At 56.7% G+C, this 21055-nt stretch carries 14 protein-coding genes; 10 read left to right on the top strand and 4 right to left on the bottom strand.

What is annotated here, in order from left to right:
* Positions 1-3: 3 nt before the first annotated feature.
* The 3 genes from AC2FJE_RS21115 (at position 4) to AC2FJE_RS21105 (ending at position 6289) form a co-directional block, all read left to right on the top strand.
* Positions 4-1713, top strand: coding sequence for an ABC transporter ATP-binding protein (locus AC2FJE_RS21115; RefSeq protein WP_496699665.1), 1710 nt, complete (start codon positions 4-6; stop codon positions 1711-1713).
* A 132-nt stretch (positions 1714-1845) separates the two neighbouring features.
* Entirely contained in the window at positions 1846-5109 is a 3264-nt protein-coding gene (locus AC2FJE_RS21110; protein WP_496757903.1) for an adenylate/guanylate cyclase domain-containing protein, read from the top strand.
* 16 nt (positions 5110-5125) lie between these two features.
* Entirely contained in the window at positions 5126-6289 is a 1164-nt protein-coding gene (locus AC2FJE_RS21105) for a hypothetical protein (RefSeq protein ID WP_496757905.1), read from the top strand.
* On the opposite strand, the gene AC2FJE_RS21100 is transcribed toward AC2FJE_RS21105, so the two are convergent.
* Positions 6286-9924: a flavoprotein gene (locus tag AC2FJE_RS21100; RefSeq protein ID WP_496757907.1), complete on the bottom strand. Its 3639-nt coding sequence runs from the start codon at positions 9922-9924 to the stop codon at positions 6286-6288. The genes AC2FJE_RS21105 and AC2FJE_RS21100 overlap by 4 nt on opposite strands.
* Positions 9925-10341: 417 nt before the next feature.
* Between AC2FJE_RS21100 and AC2FJE_RS21095 the strand changes: the two genes are divergently transcribed.
* The gene (locus AC2FJE_RS21095; RefSeq protein ID WP_496761457.1) at positions 10342-11448 is read left to right on the top strand and encodes a saccharopine dehydrogenase family protein; all 1107 of its coding nucleotides are present in this window, start codon (positions 10342-10344) and stop codon (positions 11446-11448) included.
* Positions 11449-11466: 18 nt separating this feature from the next.
* Positions 11467-12963 carry an L-piperidine-6-carboxylate dehydrogenase gene (amaB, locus tag AC2FJE_RS21090; RefSeq protein ID WP_496761455.1) on the top strand — a complete coding sequence of 499 codons (1497 nt, stop codon included), beginning with the start codon at positions 11467-11469 and terminating at the stop codon, positions 12961-12963.
* A 45-nt stretch (positions 12964-13008) separates the two neighbouring features.
* On the opposite strand, the gene AC2FJE_RS21085 is transcribed toward amaB, so the two are convergent.
* Positions 13009-14586 carry a DUF5928 domain-containing protein gene (locus AC2FJE_RS21085; protein WP_496761452.1) on the bottom strand — a complete coding sequence of 526 codons (1578 nt, stop codon included), beginning with the start codon at positions 14584-14586 and terminating at the stop codon, positions 13009-13011.
* 144 nt (positions 14587-14730) lie between these two features.
* Here AC2FJE_RS21085 and AC2FJE_RS21080 point away from each other — a divergent pair, with 144 nt between their 5' ends.
* Complete coding sequence (locus AC2FJE_RS21080; protein ID WP_058273044.1) at positions 14731-15549, top strand: sulfotransferase family protein; 819 nt, start codon at positions 14731-14733, stop codon at positions 15547-15549.
* Positions 15550-15558: 9 nt separating this feature from the next.
* On the opposite strand, the gene AC2FJE_RS21075 is transcribed toward AC2FJE_RS21080, so the two are convergent.
* A complete protein-coding gene (locus AC2FJE_RS21075) occupies positions 15559-16008 on the bottom strand; it encodes an NUDIX hydrolase (RefSeq protein ID WP_058273043.1) in 450 nt (149 codons plus the stop codon).
* 115 nt (positions 16009-16123) lie between these two features.
* A complete protein-coding gene (gene ilvD / locus AC2FJE_RS21070; RefSeq protein WP_108861683.1) occupies positions 16124-17956 on the bottom strand; it encodes a dihydroxy-acid dehydratase in 1833 nt (610 codons plus the stop codon).
* Between the two features lie 104 nt (positions 17957-18060).
* Between ilvD and AC2FJE_RS21065 the strand changes: the two genes are divergently transcribed.
* The 4 genes from AC2FJE_RS21065 to AC2FJE_RS21050 all read left to right on the top strand — a co-directional run bounded on the left by AC2FJE_RS21065 (position 18061) and on the right by AC2FJE_RS21050 (position 21034).
* On the top strand, positions 18061-18636 hold the full coding sequence (locus AC2FJE_RS21065) for a helix-turn-helix domain-containing protein (protein ID WP_472722419.1): 576 nt from the start codon (positions 18061-18063) through the stop codon (positions 18634-18636).
* Complete coding sequence (locus AC2FJE_RS21060; protein ID WP_282120956.1) at positions 18633-18902, top strand: CBU_0592 family membrane protein; 270 nt, start codon at positions 18633-18635, stop codon at positions 18900-18902. Before AC2FJE_RS21065 ends, AC2FJE_RS21060 begins: the two co-directional genes overlap by 4 nt.
* A gap of 93 nt (positions 18903-18995) precedes the next feature.
* Positions 18996-19850, top strand: a complete 855-nt coding sequence (gene sseA / locus AC2FJE_RS21055) for a 3-mercaptopyruvate sulfurtransferase (protein WP_496757922.1) — start codon at positions 18996-18998, stop codon at positions 19848-19850.
* A complete protein-coding gene (locus AC2FJE_RS21050) occupies positions 19850-21034 on the top strand; it encodes an amino acid aminotransferase (protein WP_282170879.1) in 1185 nt (394 codons plus the stop codon). Before sseA ends, AC2FJE_RS21050 begins: the two co-directional genes overlap by 1 nt.
* Positions 21035-21055: the final 21 nt, after the last annotated feature.

Here is a 21055-nt window from a genome sequence, read left to right as displayed (position 1 = left end):
AACATGAGCCTTCTGACGATCAACGACCTGACGGTCGAATTCCCGACGCGCCGCCAACTGTTTACCGCCGTGGACCACGTGGACCTGTCCGTTGAACCGGGCGAGATCCACGGTCTGGTGGGCGAATCTGGTGCGGGCAAATCCACAATCGGAGCGGCCATCATGGGTCTGCTGGACCGGCCCGGCCGGATTGCCAGCGGCACCATCAAACTGAGCGGCGACCAGATCAGTGGTCTGGATGCCGTCGCAATGCGCGGCCTGCGTGGCAAGAAAATCTCGATGATCTTCCAGGATCCTCTGACCTCGCTGAACCCGTTGTTTACAGTGCGCGAACAGCTGACCGAGACGATCCAGGCCCATCTGGGCGGAACGGATGCCGAGGCGAACCAGCGTGCCCGTGATCTGATCGACCGGGTGGGCATTCCTGACCCGGACACGCGGTTGGACCAATATCCGCACCAGTTCTCGGGCGGGATGCGGCAGCGCGTGGTCATCGCATTAGCGCTTTGTACCGAGCCGGACGTGATTATCGCGGATGAACCGACGACGGCGTTGGACGTGTCCGTTCAGGCGCAGATCCTAGACCTGATCAAAGAGCTGGCGCTGGAACGGCAGGTTGGCGTTATCCTGATCACTCACGACATGGGCGTGATCGCGGATACCACGGACAAGGTGACGGTCATGTATGCGGGCAAGGTGGTGGAAACCGGCCCGACGTCTCAGGTCATGGGTCAGCCCGCGCACGAATACACCAAGTCGCTGATCGCCGCTGTGCCGCGCCCGACTCTGAAACTGCACCGTTTCCCGCAGATCAGCTATGGCGGGCGTGAGACCCGTTTTGCCATCGACGATATGGCGCGGCATTGGCCCAAGGTGGACAATGACACCAGCAAACCGATGTTCGAGATTCGCAATCTGACCAAGAAGTTCCTGCAGCGCAAAGGCTTGCTGCCGTGGGACCGCACTTATTTCACCGCCGTTGACGACGTAAGCTTCGACATTCGTGCGGGTGAGGTATTCGGGGTCGTGGGTGAATCCGGTTCGGGCAAGTCCACCATCGCGCGGATGATCGCGGGACTGTACCCGGTTGATGGCGGTACGATCACCTTTGACGGTCAGGTGGTCAGTGATCTGACCAACAGGGCCGCTTTGGATGCGTATCGCAAGAACATCCAGATGATTTTCCAGGACCCGTATTCGTCGCTGAACCCCCGGATGCGGGTAGACGATATCGTGGCCGAACCGATCCGCCATCACAAGCTGATGGAAGGGTCCGACATCAAGCGCCGCGTAGACGAACTGTTGGATCAGGTCGGGCTGGGCCATGAGGCCGGGCTGAAATTCCCGCACGAATTCTCGGGCGGTCAACGGCAGCGTATCTCGATTGCCCGCGCGCTGGCAACGCAGCCGCGGTTCCTGATCTGTGACGAACCGACCAGCGCCTTGGATGTGTCCATTCAGGCGCAAATCCTGAACATCCTGAAGGATTTGCAGGAGCATCTGGGTCTGACGCTGCTGTTTATCAGCCACGACCTGCCGGTGGTGCGGCAAATGTGCGACCGGGTGGCCGTGATGAAGCAGGGCAAGGTGGTTGAACTTCAAGAAACCAACGAACTCTTCGCCAACCCGCAGACCGAATATGCAAACGAGCTGCTGCGGTTAATGCCGAAACTGGACGATCTGTCGACGGACGGGCTAGAGGCCGAGATCTAATTCCAAAAACCCAATTGCCTGTCACGCGGGCAATTGGGTGTGCATATACATTAAAATATTCAAACTTTGCAGACTCATCCGGGTCTGTTGTGCTACGTCTGTCTTTGGAGTTGGGGGCTTCAGAGGGGCGAAATGTCTCAGGACCTTAGGGACTGGCTAAGCGCACTTGGATTATCTGACTACGCGCAGGCCTTTTTGGATAACAAAATTGATTTTGGAATTTTACCCGATTTGACGGGTGAAGACCTGATCGAAATCGGAGTCACTGCTGTCGGCGACCGCCGGCGGCTTTTGCGCGCGATTGCCGAGCTTGAGACGTTCGAAACCGCCCCGCCATTTCAGCCTGAGGAATCGCTGGAGCCTGCGAAGCGCCAGGTGACAGTCATGTTCGCCGATCTGACCGGTTTTACCCGGTTGACCAGCGAACTGGATGCCGAAGACATGCACGCGCTGCTCAACGCGTTTTTCACCAGGGTGGACAAGGTCGTCGAAAAATACGGTGGCCGGATCGACAAGCATATTGGCGATGCGGTCATGGCCGTGTTCGGCGCGCCAATCTCGCACACGAATGATACCGAACGAGCCGCACGGGCCGCGCTGGAAATTCACACGGTTCTGCCCGGCCTGAACCCTCCGCTGACCTGCCATATCGGGATTGCATCAGGACAGGTGATTGCCAGTACGACAGGCAGTCAGGCCCATACGGAATACACTGTGACAGGTGATGGTGTGAACCTGGCGTCGCGCATCACCGACATGGCAGCGCCGGGGGAAACTCTGGTTTCACATGACATTCAGCGTGCGTTAGGGCCGCTTTTCGTCGGTGAATCGATGGGCGAAAAGGCGATTAAAGGCCTTGGTGATCCGGTTGAGCTGTGGCGGCTGGACCGGATGGCGCGCAACATCCGGTCGCGCAGGCATCGCTTTGTGGGCCGCGAGCGAGAGCTGTCCCTGTTTTCGGCAACGTTCGATCGATGCCAGCGGCACGGTAAGGGTGAAGTCCATATCGTACTGGGCGAGCCGGGCATCGGCAAAACCCACCTGTCGGAACAGGTGGCTGAGCTGGCCGACGGCCTGTCCTATTCCGTCCACAATGGCGTGGTCATGGATTTCGGCGCGCGCGAGGGGCATTCAGCTATCCAATCCGTGACACGCAGTATTCTGGGGCTGGAGCCGACGGATGATACGGAAACCTGTGCATCTGTCGCGAAGGATGCAATTAGCAAGGGTTGGGTAACAGCGGCGAATGCCGCGCATCTGAATGCGCTGCTTGAGCTTGAACAAGACCCCGGTCTGGCCGAGGTCTATGCGGTGATGGACAATGCAACCCGTCTGCGGGGGCGGCGTCAGGTCATCGACGACCTGATTTCGGCCCGCAGCCAGGAAACGCCTTTGTTGATCCATATCGAGGATATCCACTGGGCTTCACCCGAGATCCTGACAGCTTGCGCCCATATCGCGGCGATGACACGTAATCTGCCCTGCGTGTTGCTAATGACCAGCCGCGTGGAAGGCGATCCGATCGACCGCGAATGGCAACTTGCGACGGATGGTGCCCTGATATCCAAGCTGGAACTGGCGCCGATGGGGGACGAACAAGCCCGACAACTGGTCGAAGAGTTCACCGGGATCGATCCTGAACTGTTAGACGCCTGCGTGAAACGCGCCGGGGGCAATCCGCTGTTTCTTGAGCAGTTATTGCGCAATATCGATGTGCTGAAACAGGAATCCGTTCCCGGCAGCATTCAGGGCATTGTTCAGTCCCGTCTGGATTCGCTGGACCGGACCAGCCGGACGTCGATTCAAGCGGCATCCGTGCTGGGGCAGAGGTTCTCGCCCGAAGTTTTGAATTTTGTTCTGGGTGAAGGGCATCTGGATACCTCGACCCTGATCCGCTCCGCCCTGATCCGCGAGGCTGAGGCCGATCTGATGTTTGCCCACGCGCTGATCCGCGACGGATCTTATGCAACTTTGGTGAAATCTGAACGCGCGCGCCTGCATCGTCAGGCCGCGAGTTGGTTTGAGGACCGTGACGCCACCCTGCGGGCACAACATCTGGATCGCGCGGGTGCAACCCATGCGGCCCAGGCTTATCTGGAAGCCGCGGACAAGCTGATACAGGTTTTTCAGTTCGACGATGCCAGCCCGTTGATCGAACGGGGGCTGGAACTGCCAGCACCCGCAGGGGTTCGCTTTGATCTGTTCTGCGCCCGGGGTGAGACGCACCGGTTGCAAGGCCTGTCCAATGATGCCCTGCGTGAATTCAAAGAGGCCGCAGAACTGGCCGAAACGGATGAACAAATCTGCCGTGCACAAATCGGCCTGGCGCAGGCTGCGCGGCAGGCCAGCCTGTATCAGGAAGCACTGGAAAGTCTGGATATTGCCGAGGCAGCCGCAGAACGCTGCGGGTCTGACCGTGACATTGCCCAGATCAACTATGTGCGCGGCAATGTATACTTCCCGCTGGGGCAGGTGACAAAGGCGCTTGAGAGTAATGAAAAGGCTCTAACACTGGCCAGAAAGCTTGAATCCGCACGACTTGAAGTTGGCGCGCTCAGTGGATTTGGCGACGCCAATTTCATGAATGCCACGATGCAGACCGCAACGGGGTTCTACACGCAGGCGGTCGAACGGGCGCGGGAAAAGGGTTTGGTCCGTGACTTGGCCGCAAACCTGCACAATCTGAGCGTCGCGCGTAGTTATACCGGCGAAATAGCGCAAGGAAAGCTGGATGCGCAGGAAGCCATTGAGGTGTCACAGAAGTATTTTGCCTTTGTTCCGGAATGCGTTGCGCAGACCTGTTTGGGCGTTGCGCACACCTTTTTAGGAGAAATAGATCAGGCGCTGGACGCCTTCACCCTGTCTGCCGAGATCGCAAACCGTGTTGGTGCAAAACGCCTCGAGGCGCAGGCGCTTGAACATCTTGCCCGCACACACGTCTATGCCGGGCAGCTGGAACAGGCGCGCGAAACCGGTCGCCGCGCGGTCGACATTGCCCTTGAGCACGGTCGGAATTTTGTCGGACCAAAAGCGCTGTCAGCTTTGGCCATGGCCGAAGAGGACCCAACTGCGCAGGATGAAAACCTAAAGCTTGGCGAGAAGATCATCGCCGAAGGCTGTGTTGGCCATAGCCACCTGCATTTCTATACGGACGCTGCTGCCGTCATGCTGGCGCGCAAGCAGTGGGACGAAGCCACGCGGTACGCAGATGCCTTGGCCGATTTCACAGCGGATGAGCCTTTGCCGATGGTTGATCTGTCGATCCTGCAGGCTCGAACACTGGCTGAATGCGGGGGTTGGGGCATTCCTGTGACGGCACATGAAGGGTTCGATGAATTGAAGGCGCGGTTTCAGAACCTGGGCATCAAGCAATCGCTGGTCGGGCCGCTGGACTAATCAGGTGAGGGGCTGAATGAGCATAGAAAAGAAAGTCTGGCTGATCTCGGGTTTTGTTACGCTGGGTCTGGCCCTTGTTCTGTTCAAACTCTGGATTGAACTGAACCATTTCGACGAGGATCCGACGCAACTGCCAGATCAGGCGTCGGTCGACGCTTACCTGCAAGACCTTCCAAATTTGCCAGGCTATCAGGTCAAAACTGGCATATTTATCAAATCCTTCAGTTTTACCGGTGCCAGTGATGTGCATGTCAGCGGCTATATCTGGCAGCATTATGAGGACGGTGTGCATGACGCCATCAAACCAGCCGAAGGCGAAGTGGGGTTCATCCTGCCGGAAGCTGCCGAGGCAGCGAGTGGCCTGATTGAAGAAGCCTACAGGATAGATCAGGGCGGGTCCGAGTTGATCGGCTGGTATTTTGAACAGACCTTGCGCCAGGCCTTTGACTATACCAGTTATCCGTTTGACCACAAAACCGTCTGGGTCCGTTTCTGGCCGGGCGAGTTTGACGTAAATGTGGCTCTAATCCCTGACTTTTCGGCCTATCCGGCCACGGGGCCGAACGATATCTTTGGCATCGACAACCGGATCGTCATGGGAACGTGGGAGCGTGAAAACACCTATTTCGACTACCGACTGTCCGATCTGGATACGACCCTTGGCATCGGCAAGAACGAATATCAGACCAACCTGCCTGAGCTGCACTATAATTTCGTCATCAAACGGAACTTTGCGAATGCTTTTATCGTCCACATGATCCCCCTGATTGTTGTGACGATGCTGCTGTTCGGGGCCGTCATGACGGTCACGCGACGCCCCAATCTGGTGGAACGGCACGATTTCAGTACGTCCAGTGTTATCGGCACCTGCTCGGTCCTGTTTTTCGTGATCCTGCTGGCGCATGTACAACTGCGCGAAGGGTTTGCCGGATCGCCCGTGATCTACATGGAATCGTTCTTTTTCCTGATGTATTTCCTGCTGCTGGCAGTGTCGGTAAACACCTACTTCTTTGCAGCCGAGGCCGTGCCGTCCCTGTGGTTCATCCACTATAAAGACAACTTGATTCCCAAGGCCTGTTTCTGGCCCTTTGTCCTGTCGTGCATGGTGATCATCACGGCCTATAACCTCAGCCTCAAGGACAGCCCCAAGGATGAGGTCGGGATACAGGTTCAAAACTAGGCGGGTGGCTGCCACCCGGGTTTTAATGTGCCTGTGGCCATGTCCAGCGTGTATTCCCCGACCACCCCGGCTGCGCCCTTCTCCAACTGATCCAGATACTTGGTGGGCTGCGCGATCACATAGGCATATGCTGGTTTCATTACGCCCTCGATCAGCACGTTGATCCGCTTACGGACGTAGACGTTCTCGGGTGATCCGGGTCCGTGAAAACCTTCGAGCTTGTCGAGTTCTTTCATACCGGACGAAGTCACCCGATACACCTCTCCGTGGATCGGTTTGCCACGGCCTTTCTGGTCGACCAGCGTGGCCATCCGATGCAGGTAACCACAATTCGGATTGTCGCAATGCGGCTCATGCGGCACGATCAGGGGCATGCGCTGTCGGGTCACGGCCTTGCCGACGAAATCATCCAGCACGTCTGTGTGGGCCTCATGGTTCGGGAAGCCTTTCTTCAACGAGCCATAGGTGAAGTAGAGATAGGTACGTTCACGGTCATCTACGACATCGTCTTCGCTCTCTTCCTCGATCTCTGCAAGCGTGTGGCTGTTGGCCCAGTCATCCAGCATGCCCAGCACTTCATTCGAGATTTTGGCTTCATTGACGTCCTCGGCGTTTTTGGGGCTTTTCAGGAAGTGGATGCACGAACTTGCGTCAATGCCATCTGCGGCCAACAGTGTTTTGACCATATCAACCGAGTTGTTCATCACCGCCACGTGCAGGCTGGTGAACCCATGGTCGTTGGTCGCATTCACGTTGATGCCGCGCCGTATCAGCTCTTGCGCGGCCTCAATGTCAGGTTTGCCCAAGCCCTTTCCGTTTTCATGCAACTCACCTTCGCCGCCAGCTGCGTAATGCAACAGCGTATCGCCATTGTGCTCATCCACGATGTCGATCCCGGCCATCCCGTTTTCAATCGCGTCGAAAACACGGTGCCATTGCGCGAACTCATCCGAAGCTGCGGCCTCTTGCGCCCATTTGCAGATGTTGTGTTCCTGATCGGCTAGTTCCTCGAACGCTTCGTCCAGAACTTCCATGATCTGGTCCGGGGTGGCCATCATACCGATCCCCATCATGCCGTTCGACAGCCGCCCTTTGCGGGGACCGACCAGATCAACACCCAGATCGCGCAGCTTTTCGACATTCCTTTGGGTTGTGACGTTATTCCACATGTTGGTGTTACACGCCGGGCAAAGGATCGCCGGTTTGTTCCGGTACTGCCAGGCGACAAAGACCGAGGTCAAAAGGTTGTCGGCAATCCCATTGGCGATCTTGCCCATTGTATTGCAGGTCACGGGTGCCACGATCACGCAATCGGCCCAGTCACACAACGCAAGATGCGAGGCGCGCAGCGGCATGCCGAACTTGGTGTAGCGGAAGTTCCATTCGTCGTCGTCGCGGTAATAGTCGTTGTGAGAGATATAGTCCTCGACCTTCTCGGGCTCATACCCCCTTTCAATCTCGACATCCGCTTCAATCTCAATATCGCGAAAGAACCTTTCAGCGGACACTGAAGGGATCAGTTTCACATTGTGGCCAGCATCGGTGATTTTCTTCACCAGTTGCGGCACCTTGTCCGCCGCCGATGATCCACAAGCACACAGCAATACGTTGCGCTTTTCGCTGGGGGCATCTGTCAGCCCACCCTTGGGGTACCCAAAGATGTTCTTGTCCAGGCTGGGGGATTCATGACGCAGCAGAACCGGCAACCCGGCCTTTTCCACGTCCTTCTGAAATTCACCTTTCAGGATACTGTCCACGATGTCGTTTCGCCGGCCCAGACAAACGCCATTGAAAAACAGATAGGGAACGGTTTCCTTACCGGTTCGGGCGATCAGTTGCCGGCGCATTTTCATAACATTTGCACCGTGCCCCTCGACATCAATCAGCTTGATGTCGGTGATGCCGATATTGGCCAGGATACTGCGCAGCATGTAGGACCAGGGGTCTTCATCCGCATAAAACAGAACAAGTGGGTTGTTTTTGACGATCTGGTCTACGTCGCTGGGGTCTTCGGGTGGGTCCTGTTTTTCGATCACGAGCAAGGCCGGGTCCTTGAGGTCCCGAAGGCCGCGGAACAAATGCCCGCGCGGTGCTTGCCATACCTGTGAGGTTGCGGGGCTCATGTCCACAACCGTCACCATATCGGTTGCCTCTTTATAAGCGATACACAGGCACCAGAACTCCTCCAACAGGGCCGTTTCACGGAACGCATTTTTTGGGGGGCGTATGACCTCAGACCCCAGGACTTTATTGAAATCGATATTGATCATCAGATGACGAAGATCTTTGTGTTCGTTCAGACTTTGCAATTGGTGGTGGAACCAGTCTTCGGGTGAACTGACGTTTTTGTCCGAACGTTTGGCGTAGCTGCGGAAAGTGCTGCCCAGATGCACGTCCGGTTCCTGACTGAGGTAGCGCTGCGCCATCGCGTGCATTTCCCGGGCTGTCGACACACGGCTAAGCGCTTCGGCCAAATCGGTTTGCGTTGCTCTCAGCAGTTTGTCTTCGTCAACCTGTTCATCCCCAAGGATGGCCAGGCTTTCGGCAAGAACGCCCATCGAATTCATGTTCGGGCTGGCCCGTCGGAACAGGTTGCGCCGCTTTTTGGGGTCCTTGGCCAAGTATTGCGTACTGTCGACATAATTGCAGTCCTGCTTCAGGGTTTGCAGGTATGTTTTGACAGCGTCTAGCGCCGAAAACCGCAGCATCCCCCGTGATCGCATCGATGTTCCATCGCGGTCGGTCATCCCGGCCCACAGTCGATCAATGGTTGTCACCCATAGCTTGCCGTACTTTTCCGGGTGAACGTCCATCATATGCACAAGGCCGGTGCTTGGGTTGCACTTTGCGATAATGGCAAAATGGCCGCCCGGCATGTTCTCCTTGCCATGTGCGACACCGACTTGAAAGTTCGCCACAAGAATATCGTTCTTTCCACCCAGCCGATTGGATTCGTCTATTGCCTCAAGCAGCAGATCCACGGATGTCGTGGCCTCATCCATGAAATAGGCCTGCACCTGAATGACATCGCGCAGGTCCTGAGTATGGATGAATGTGCAGGCAACATCGAAAAGTTCGCCCAGCGATATTCCGTCGTTTACGACAAACGAGGTCGGTAAGCCGCATTCGCGAAAGATGTCGTTGACTTCGTAGCTGAATCCAAGCGCCGACATGCTAAGGGCTGCAGCGGTCACGCTGCAGCAATTGATCGGCTGTTGATAGTTCTTCAGATGCACACTGACCAGATCGCCAAACAGCGTATCTTCACAGGCATCTTTAATCTTTTCCGGGATTGCCTTCCATTGGTGTTTGGGCAGATAGGCCAATCGGGTGCCCGGAGTGGCAAGCGCCTGAAGACTGACGGGAATGTCCTCGATTTCGAGATGTTCTTCGTAAAAATAGTCCCCGGTGTCTGCGGTCGCGAGAACCGCTTTGTCCTGCCGGAGCTGAACCATGCCGCCAAGGACCACAAACATACCTTCAGAGGGCAGGACCATCTCTTCGGATACTTCGTAGAACTCGAATTTCGAATGAATGACTGATAGATCCTTAGATGGCAGAACCTCGTCTATCAGGTTCAGATCGTCTTGGGATGGATTGAATGATTGAGAGCTTTCAATTGGATCTTTAGGCACGTCTTGTCCCCCCTGAACTTCGCCGCGAAAATTGTCAAAGACCCAACGCAGAAGCTTGTTTTTGGGTCAGGCACCCATCGGTCATACGGAATAGAAAACCGGCCTGACGTAATTTCCCGCGCTGGGCGGACCGATTGAACATATTGATATGCGCGAACAAAAGGGTCCAATTGAGCGCACTGTATAATATATGAATATAAAAATCACTGGCGTTGTTGATTGGGCCAATTGCGTTGCAGCCATAGGGTGATCATGTCGTTCATCGTGCCGCCGAGCGCGGAAGCTCGCACAGGTGGTACGACGAATTGACAAAAATCTTGTCAATATGACAAGCATAACCACGATTTCGTCAAGATTGCCCCTGCGTTTCGGACAGAAGCGGCCTCATACTTTCAAAAACGAAAGAGGAGGCGCGTTTTGAGCTGGAACATTTGTGTCATCGGAGCAGGCAAGATCGGTCAGATGATCGCGACCTTGCTGAAGTCATCGGCCAATTACTCGGTCACAGTGGCCGACCGCGATTTGGCTGCGTTATCAGCATTGAACAAGCAGGGCATTTCGACCCGGCAAATCGATGTGAGCGACGAAGCGCAACTGACCGAAGGCCTGGGTGGGTTCGATGCCGTAGTCTCGGCGGCCCCGTTCTTTCTGACGCCGAAGATTGCCAAAGCGGCCAAGACCGCTGGTGCGCATTATTTTGACCTGACCGAAGATGTCGCGGCGACCAATGCAGTGCGTGACTTGGCACAAGGCAGTGATACGGCGTTCATGCCGCAATGTGGTCTGGCACCGGGTTTTGTCGGTATCGCGGGGGCATCGCTGGCGGCGGAATTCGATGAAATCGACAGCCTGCATATGCGGGTGGGGGCGCTGCCGCTCTATCCGACCAACGCGCTAAAATACAATCTGACCTGGTCCACCGACGGGTTGATCAACGAGTACTGCAACCCTTGCGATGCCATTGTGAATGGTGAACGGGTCAAGACCGCTCCGCTGGAGGATTATGAGCTGCTTGGCCATGACGGGGTGGAGTACGAATGCTTCAACACCTCTGGTGGGTTGGGAACGTTACCCGAAACGTTGGACGGCAAAGCGCGGGCAGTGTCTTACCGTTCGATCCGGTATCCGGGCCATTGCGATATCCTGAAATTGCTTCTCAAAGACCTGGGTCTGGAACACCGCCGCGATCTTTTGAAGGACATTTTTGAGACCGCACTGCCGCGCACCGATCAGGATGTGGTGCTGGTCTATTGCACCGCAAAAGGCATGATCGACGGCGCGCTGCGCGAGAAATCCCTGATCAACAAGAGCTTTGCCCGCACCATCAACGGACAGGTCTGGAGCGCTATACAGGTCACCACGGCCGCAGGCGTTCTAGGCGTCGTCGATCTAATGCGGACAGGTGCTTTGCCTGCGAAAGGGTTTGTCCGGCAGGAACAGGTGAACCTGTCCGATTTCCTGATCACCGAATTTGGCCGGCTCTATCGCGCCGGCGACGTAACCGAACAGAACAAGGCGGCCTGAGATATGAAAGACATCGTGATGACAGCCCAAACAACCCTCGCCAATCTGGATCTGACCGAGGCCGAACTGACCGGCGGCACGCTCAAAGTGACGTCTCCAATTGATGGCAGCGTGTTGGCCGACGTGCATGAGACACCCGTTGCCGACATGGACGCCATCTTTGCCCGTTCTAAAACGGCGTTCAAAGAATGGCGGACAGTACCGGCCCCACGCCGGGGCGAGCTGATCCGCCTGTTGGGAGAGGAACTGCGCGCTGCCAAGGACGATCTGGGTGCTTTGGTGAGCTGGGAAGCCGGTAAGATCACATCCGAAGGCTTGGGCGAAGTGCAGGAGATGATCGACATCTGTGACTTTGCGGTCGGTCTTTCGCGTCAATTGTATGGTCTGACCATTGCGTCGGAACGTCCGGGTCACCGGATGATGGAGACGTGGCATCCGGCAGGCCCGGTCGGGGTGATCTCGGCCTTCAACTTCCCGGTAGCGGTTTGGTCGTGGAATGCGGCACTGGCGCTGGTTTGTGGTGACCCGGTGATCTGGAAGCCGTCCGAGAAATCGCCGCTGACCGCGATGGCTTGTCAGAAGATTTTTGAACGCGCGCTGGTTCGGTTTGGCGATGCGCCGGACAACCTGCTGCAAACCCTGATCGGTGGTGCGGCGCTGGGCGAGGCCTTGGTCGCAAGCGAAGACGTTCCGGTTATCTCGGCCACAGGGTCCACCGGTATGGGTCGCGCCGTGGCACCTATCGTAGCACAGCGTTTTGGCAAGTGCATTCTGGAGCTGGGCGGCAACAATGCAATGATCGTTGGTCCTTCGGCCGATCTGGAAATGGCTGTCCGTGCGGTTGTGTTCTCGGCCGTAGGTACGGCCGGTCAGCGCTGTACCACGCTGCGCCGCCTGATCGTACATAACTCGATCCGCGAAGAACTGGTGGGCCGTCTGAAAAAAGCCTATGCGGGATTGCCCATCGGCAACCCACTGGTCGAAGGCACGTTGATTGGCCCGTTGGTAGACGAAGCCTCGGGCACGGCCATGACCGCAGCGCTTGAGGCTGCCAAGGCCGAAGGTGGAACGGTGCACGGTGGTCGTCGCGTGACCGAGGGTGTGCCCGCGGGTGTCTATATGGAACCGGCCATTGTCGAAATGCCAGGCCAGACGGCGGTTGTGAAAACCGAAACCTTTGCGCCGATCCTGTACGTCATGGGCTATGACGATTTTGATGACGCGATTGAGCTGCAGAATGACGTCCCCCAAGGCCTGTCCTCTTGCGTGTTCACCCTGAATATGCGCGAGGCCGAGCAGTTCCTGACTGCGGCCGGGTCGGATTGCGGTATCGCCAACGTCAATATCGGCCCGTCAGGTGCCGAGATCGGCGGGGCCTTCGGTGGTGAGAAGGAAACTGGCGGTGGGCGCGAAAGCGGCTCGGACGCGTGGAAAGCCTACATGCGTCGTCAGACAAATACGGTGAACTACTCGGCTGAGCTGCCTTTGGCGCAGGGCGTCAAGTTCGATATCTGAACCAATTATCCAGCGGCGCTTCGGCGCGCCGCTGGAAGATCCGCTTTAATCCGCAAAAAGATAATCAAGGCTCATGATGGCTTGCGCCTTGTCCAGCGACACGCCCAGAAACTCTGCAATCGCGGTCTCATTCTCAATATTTGAGTTGGTCTCACGGATACGCAGGTATCCGTCGAACTCTGCCTCGCGGATCAATTCGGATTCGTGCATCAGTGAACTGCGCAGTGCTGGGATCAGACGGGCCACGGATTCCCGAGGACTGCTTTCTCCGGCCAACCCCACGCGGCGGGCGTGGCCGATCAGATAATCGTCGGAGTACTCGCACTCGATTTCCAGAACATGGCTGCGGGCCTGAACCGAGCAGAAATCCTGAATGATATCCAGATCTGCGGGATCCACGCACAAGACCAGCTTGTTGGAATCAAAGCTTTCAAACAGCATGCGCGCCACCGCGCGCCGGTGCCGCGTGCGCTTGGCCAGAGACGATTCAATGCCACCCAGATCAGGCAAAGAAGTGTCTTCTTCGTTGAACAGGTATTCCACGCAGGGAATGTCGGTTTCCGAGACGATCTGATCCACCAACCTCTTGGCAACATGCCATTTCTTACTCACGATCAGAAACACTTCGCGCTCGGGGCCCAGTGAATTGCCCGCCTCCCAGAACCGTTGCGCATAGCGCCGCCCCACCCGGCCACGCCCTGTCAGAAAGCTGTACAGGTTGCGGCCTTCGTCCGAGATGTGAAAGGTCATCCCTTCGGTTGCGTACATCTGACCCAGCCTGTCCTTCAGTTCATGGGCTTCGGGGCTGATCTTGCGGGCGAACAAGTAATCTTGGGATAGCAGCAAGTCATAGTGATCGTTGTAGAACGTCACCGGCATGCCATAATCCGAGAACATCAGAAATGTGGGCGTTCGGTTGTCGATCTCAGCCTTGGGGATCAGATGGCGCACCAACGTCTGAAAAAAGGTCTCGTCCGGAATCCAGGTGGTCGAGAAAAACCGTTTTACATCCGGGCGCTTTTGCAGAAAATCCAGGATCATTTCGATGGTTCTGCGGCGCAGGCACCACCATTGGCTGCCGATCATTATCTGAACGTCTGACGGAATCTCGCGCGTCAAACCAAACCGTTTTTGCAGATTGTACGACCCGTAAAACAGCTTGGCCTGTGTGCGTTCGTTGAAATAGTGCCGATAGATCAGCCGGTCCTCAACCATGCCGGTCTTGATCCAGTTGCTTTCCAGGAAGTCATGGCTTTCGACGAAATCAACGTCGTTCTGGTTCAGAAAGTCGTGGATGTACTCAGCCGATTTGATCGGCATGCAGTCACCTGACACCATGTAGAAATGAGTGGCGCGGGGAAACGCATCCACAGCGGCCTGCAGGGCATTCAGTGTGGCCTGAACCAATGACCAAGCCCCCCAGCCGCATTTGATGCGCTTGCTGGCAAACGTGACATTGGGGTTGTCTTTCAAAGCCTCGCGAATGCGTTCGAAAGCGGCGGCACTGGCCCGCGCGTCAAAGTGGATCGCCATGCAATCCCCGGCTGCGGTCAGTTGCTCGGCCTGCGCGATGATTGCGTCAGGGTCTTTGTGACAAAGCAATATGTAGGCAATTCTTGCCATATTGGCCTATTGTTTTCCGTTTCTGCCCGTTTCCAACCGTGATACTGAGGATGAGCGATTGAATAAATAGAATATTTTTGGTTTTTTGGTTTCAAATGCTGGCGCGTCAATTTTAAGACCAGATCAGCAAAGGAGGCACAGCAGATGGGTTTTCCCGGTACATGGATGACCGAAAGCGAAAGCATGGTTTACCGTGTGGTGCCGAAATGCGCCTGTTCGACCATTGGTCAGATCATGTTTTATTCCGATCACGGGCAGTTTTTTGACGGTGATATCCATGACGCAAAAGACGGGATGCACAAATGGGCCTTCGGTCCAAGTCAGGATCAGATCTCGGGAAATGTCCGCAATCACAAGTCCTTGGCCTTTACTTGCGTGCGCAATCCCTACACTCGAATTCTAAGCTCGTTCTTCGACAAGATCTGCGGCATTCAGCGCAACGGCAAGCGGTATCGGGGCAATTTGGTGCCCACGCTTATCTATAATTACGGGATCGAAGTTGGCGGCGACGATGGCAAGGGTGAGTTCGATCAGATCGCCAGTTTCCGCCGGTTTTTGCTGTTTGCACGTGATACGATCCGCTGGCGCCGCCCGATGGATCCTGACATTCACTGGTCGGCCATGTCCGGGCATGTTTCCACCTTCATCGTGAATGGTGGGCAGTACGATCAGATTTTCTGGACTGAGCAGTTCAACGAAGGAATGCAAAGTGTCCTTGATCGGTTAGAGACACCGCACGCTGTGAATTTGTCCGAAATCCCGCGATTCAATGAATCCGAAGGCCACGGGCCCAAACGTGCGCATCCGGTCGAGGACTACTTTGACGACCTTTCGATGCATCTGGTCTACGAAATCTACAAATACGATTTCGAGTTGTTCAAATACGATTTTGAGAACCCGGGCAACAAGATGCCAATCGGTGAGATCGATCTGGACGAGGTGCACGCCAAACTGGGCGACTAGGCGAACGAGTCAGCGATTGATCAGGCACTCTTTCAGGCCAGACGGGTATAGCTCTGGGCCGCCGGTATCCAGAGCATCCAGACTGAACCATCCTGCTGTCCAGCTCAGGCCATTGTCTTCGGTGAACGAAATCGGCGCGTCGGGCCAGTTCAAAAGCTCGGGGCACTGAATCTCGGCCACAAAGATGATCTCATGCCCCTGATGCCCTTCATGCCGGTACAGGTTCTCGATCACCAGCGGTTGTTCAATGACTTCAACCGTCACATCGAGCTCTTCGCGGAACTCACGTTTCAGCGCGTCACGCCATGTTTCGCCGAATTCGACCGATCCACCCAACGGACGGACACCCTTGATGCGGCCGTGGTCATTTGGGACTTCAGCAGCAAGAAGGCGGTCCCCCCGCCAATGCAAGCCGATGGCTTTGACACGGATACCGTTATGCGGGCGCCAGAATGTCATGCTTCTCACCGATTGTGCTATGGATGTCGTTAAATACAAAAGAAAAAGGTCTCGCTAAAAGAACTAGCGAGACCTTTGAAGTTATTGCAGTTTGGGTGGTTTGGAAACCGCTTCGTCAGACTTGGCGCACGGCACCTTTCGCGGCACTTGTCGCCAGCTTAGCATAGGCCTTGAGCGCGGTTGACACCTTGCGCTTGCGCGGTGCGGCGGGCACCCATCCCTTTTCGTCCTGCTCTTCGCGGCGAGCGGCCAGTTCTTCGTCAGACACGGCCAGATGAATCGTCCGGTTGGGGATGTCGATCTCGATCTTGTCGCCTTGCTTGACCAGCCCGATTTCGCCACCCTCGGCGGCCTCTGGTGAAACGTGGCCAATCGACAGACCCGAGGTGCCACCTGAGAAACGCCCATCGGTCAGCAGGGCGCAGGCTTTGCCCAGACCCTTGGATTTCAAGTAAGACGTCGGATAGAGCATTTCCTGCATCCCCGGACCGCCGCGCGGGCCTTCATAGCGGATCACCACCACGTCGCCTTCTTTGACCTTGCCGGTCAGGATGTCGTTCACGGCCTGATCCTGGCTTTCGCAGACATAGGCAGAGCCGGTGAACGTCAGGCTGTTGGGATCAACGCCTGCCGTTTTCACGATACAGCCTTCGCGCGCGATGTTGCCGAACAGGACCGCCAGACCGCCATCCTGACTGAACGCGTGTTCCTTGGATCGGATTACACCGCCTTCGCGGTCGGTATCCAGTTCCTTGTACCGGTTCGACTGGCTGAATGCCTGCGTCGTGCGCACACCGCCGGGCGCGGCCTTGAACAGGTCCTGCGCTGCGGGGTTGTTGGCGACCTTGATGTCCCAATTGGCAATCGCTTCGCCCATGGTCGCCGAATGCACGGTGCTGCAATCTTCGTGCAGCAGTCCCGCGCGGCTGAGTTCACCGAGGATCGAGAAGATGCCACCGGCGCGGTGCACGTCCTCCATATGAACATTCTCAGTGTTGGGCGCGACCTTGCACAGACACGGCACCTGACGGCTCAGGCGGTCCATATCGGTCATGGTGAAATGCACTTCACCCTCATGTGCGATGGCCAGCAGGTGCAACACCGTGTTGGTCGAACCGCCCATGGCGATATCCAGCGACATTGCGTTCTCGAACGCGTCGAACGTTGCGATTTCGCGTGGCAGGAAGCCTTTTTCGTCCAGATCATAGTGACGCTTGGTGATCTCAACGATCCGGCGACCGGCCTCAAGGAACAGCTCTTTACGGTCGGCATGCGTTGCGAGCGTGGAACCGTTCCCCGGCAGCGCCAGTCCCAGTGCCTCGGCCAAGCAGTTCATCGAATTCGCAGTGAACATGCCCGAACATGACCCGCACGTCGGACAGGCGTTTTCTTCAATATGCTGAACCTGCTCATCGGTGAACCGGTCATCAGCGGCAGCGACCATCGCGTCCACCAGGTCGATTTTCTTGGCGTCCAAATCAGCAATGTCGATCTTGCCCGCCTCCATCGGCCCGCCCGAGACAAAGATCGCCGGGATGTTCAGGCGCATCGCGGCCATCAGCATGCCGGGGGTGATCTTGTCGCAGTTCGAAATACAGACCATCGCATCAGCGCAGTGGGCGTTGACCATGTATTCGACCGAATCCGCGATCACTTCGCGCGAAGGCAGGGAATACAGCATGCCGTCATGACCCATGGCGATACCGTCATCCACAGCGATGGTGTTGAACTCTTTCGCAACTCCGCCTGCGGCCTCGACCTCACGCGCGACCATCTGGCCCAGATCCTTCAGGTGTACGTGGCCGGGGACGAACTGGGTGAAAGAGTTGACGATGGCGATGATCGGTTTGCCAAAATCGTCGTCACCCATTCCGGTGGCGCGCCACAGGCCGCGGGCACCGGCCATGTTGCGGCCATGGGTAGAGGTTCTGGATCGGTACATTGGCATGATGCTGTTTCCCTATTACCCAAGCTGCGATATTGGGTGTGTACGTTATAGCGCACGTATCATATGTACGTTATAACGCACAAGACAAATCGCAAGGCCTGGGTATGGAATCGGACGAACTAACACTTAAACTCAGGGATGTTCGCGCAGCGTCAGGGCTGAGCCTGTCCAAAGTGGCCGAACTTACCGGGGTTAGCAAAGCCATGCTGGGTCAGATTGAACGCGGCGAATCAAGCCCGACGATCGCGACCTTGTGGAAGATCGCAAAAGGCTTCCAGCTTCCGTTAAGTGCTTTGATCGGCACCGCTGCGATGCGCGACACAAAGGATACCGGCGTATTTAGCACTGTAACTTTCCCGGGCAGCATCGAAGTCAAGATTGTCTTCCCCTTTGATCCCGCGTTGGGCGCCGAAACATTTCACGTAGATCTGTCGCCGAATCAAAGTCATGAATCACCCGCCCATGCAGCCGGCGTGACCGAAGAGGTTTTTGTACTGAACGGAACACTGGACGTCCTGCGCAATGGAAACTGGGTTCCACTACAAGCCGGTCAGGGGTTGCGGTTCGCAGCTGACGTGCCGCACGGGTACCGCGCCGGTGATCGTGGGGCGGCATTCCTCAACATGCATCACTATTCGCAACCAATTGAGTTTCCAGAGCAGGACCGAACACTTCAATGACCGCATTTTTTGACAGCCTGACCTTCGTGGATGCCATCGGTTCATTCGGGGCATTGATTGTAGTTGCGGCTTATTTTGCCACCCAGATGCGAATGATGAACTCGGATGACCTTGCTTTTCCGATGGTGAACTTGATCGGCTCGATTCTGATCGTGTTTTCGTTGATGCAGAACTTCAATCTGGCGTCGATGCTGATCGAAGGGTTCTGGATTATCATCAGCGTCATCGGGATTATTCAGTATTTTCGCCTGCGTCGGGTGCGGTAAATCCAGAACGACTTGGGCGCTAGCGTTATCCAGCCTTGAACCAGCATCCCACCAAGTATAGGGAAAAACCAAACGCGTTTAGGGGAGGCTTTTATGCAGGACGATCCGAAAACCCTCGTTTCTACCGAATGGCTTGCCGCCCATCTCAAGGACCCGGATCTGCGGGTGCTGGACGGGTCGTGGTATCTGCCTCTGCAAGGGCGGGACGCAAAGGCCGAATATGACGCGGCCCACATCCCGGGTGCGAGGTTCTTTGATATTGATGATATCTCGGACCACCGCTCGGACTTGCCGCATATGGCGCCCCCGGTCGAAAAGTTCATGTCCCGCCTGAGGGCGATGGGCGTGGGCGACGGCCATCAGGTTGTCGTCTATGATGGGGCCGGTTTGATGTCTGCCGCCCGCGTCTGGTGGTTGTTCCGGTTGATGGGGCAGGAAAACATCGCCGTTCTGGATGGTGGTCTGCCGAAATGGCAGGCCGAGAGACATGGGATCGAAGATCTGCCGCCGGTGATCCGCGACCGCCACATGACCGTCCGGGTCCAGAACCATCTGGTCCGTGACGTCACGCAGGTATCTGCCGCCGCCAAGCTGGGAGATCATGAGATCATCGACGCGCGCTCTGCGGACCGCTTTGCCGGAACCGGGACAGAACCGCGCGAAGGTCTGCGCCCAGGCCGTATTCCAGGGTCGCGCAATGTGCCCTTCGGCACGTTGCTGAACAAGAACGGCACGATGAAATCCCCTGAGGAATGCCGCGCCATCTTCGAGTCCGCAGGTGTGGATCTGTCGAAACCAGCCATCACATCCTGCGGGTCGGGTGTGACCGCCGCAATCCTCAGCCTTGCGCTTGAGCGCATGGGCAAGAAAGACCACTCGCTTTATGACGGCTCCTGGGCCGAATGGGGTGCCTTCCCGACCCTGCCCGTCGCAACCGGAGAGAACTGATGTTCGAAAACCTCAAACCGCAGCCTGCCGACAAGATTCTGGCGCTGATGCAGGCGTATCGCGAAGACCCGCGCGATCAAAAGATCGACCTGGGAGTTGGCGTTTACAAAAATGCCGAGGGCGTGACCCCGGTGATGCGTGCGGTGAAAGCGGCCGAAAAGCGCATCCTGGAAGAGCAAGAGAGCAAGGCCTACACCGGATTGGCGGGCGACCCGGCTTATGCCGATGCGATGATTGGCCTGATCCTGGGCACCTCGGTTCCACGCGGCAACATCGCTGCCGTGGCGACGCCCGGCGGAACCGGTGCCTGCCGTCAGGCGTTTGAGATGATCCGCATGGCCAACCCATCGGCCCGCGTGTTCGTGTCTAACCCCACTTGGCCGAACCACTTGTCGATCCTGAACTACCTGGGGATGGAGACGGTCCAATACCGGTATTTCGACGGTGAAACCCGTGGCGTAGATTTCGACGGCATGATCGAGGACCTGAAAACCGCGAATGCGGGCGACGTGATCCTGCTGCACGGTTGCTGCCACAACCCGACCGGTGCCAACCTGAACATGGTGCAGTGGCAGGAGGTCGTGAACCTGATCAACGAGCGCGGCCTCGTGGCAATGATCGATATCGCCTATCAGGGCTTTGGCGACGGACTGGAAGAGGATGCGCAGGCGACCCGCCTGGTGGCCTCGTCGGTCAAACGTTGCCTGATCGCAGCGTCCTGCTCGAAGAATTTCGGTGTCTACCGCGAGCGGACCGGCTTGTTGATGGCCATCAGTGATGATGCGGCGCAGACTGCTCTGAACCAGTCCACGCTGGCATTCCTGAACCGCCAGAACTACTCGTTCCCGCCGGATCACGGCGCACGGGTGGTGACGACGATCCTGAATGATGAAGCCCTGCGCGCTGACTGGGCGGCTGAGCTGGAAGAGGTGCGCCTGTCCATGCTGGGCTTGCGCCAACAACTGGCAGACGAGCTGCAGGCCCAAAGTGGGTCCGATCGTTTTGGGTTTGTCGCCCAGCACCGCGGCATGTTCTCGCGTCTGGGGGCGGCACCGGAACTGGTCGAAAAGCTGCGCGCGGATCACGGCATCTACATGGTCGGTGACAGCCGGTTGAATATTGCTGGCTTGAACGCGACGACGGTTCCGATCTTGGCCAAGGCGATTATCGACGTCGGTGTCTGATTCAATTCAATAAATCAGAAA

The organism is Ruegeria sp. CDSC002 (assembly GCF_059610905.1).
This window is presented reverse-complemented; position numbering and strand designations above follow the sequence as displayed.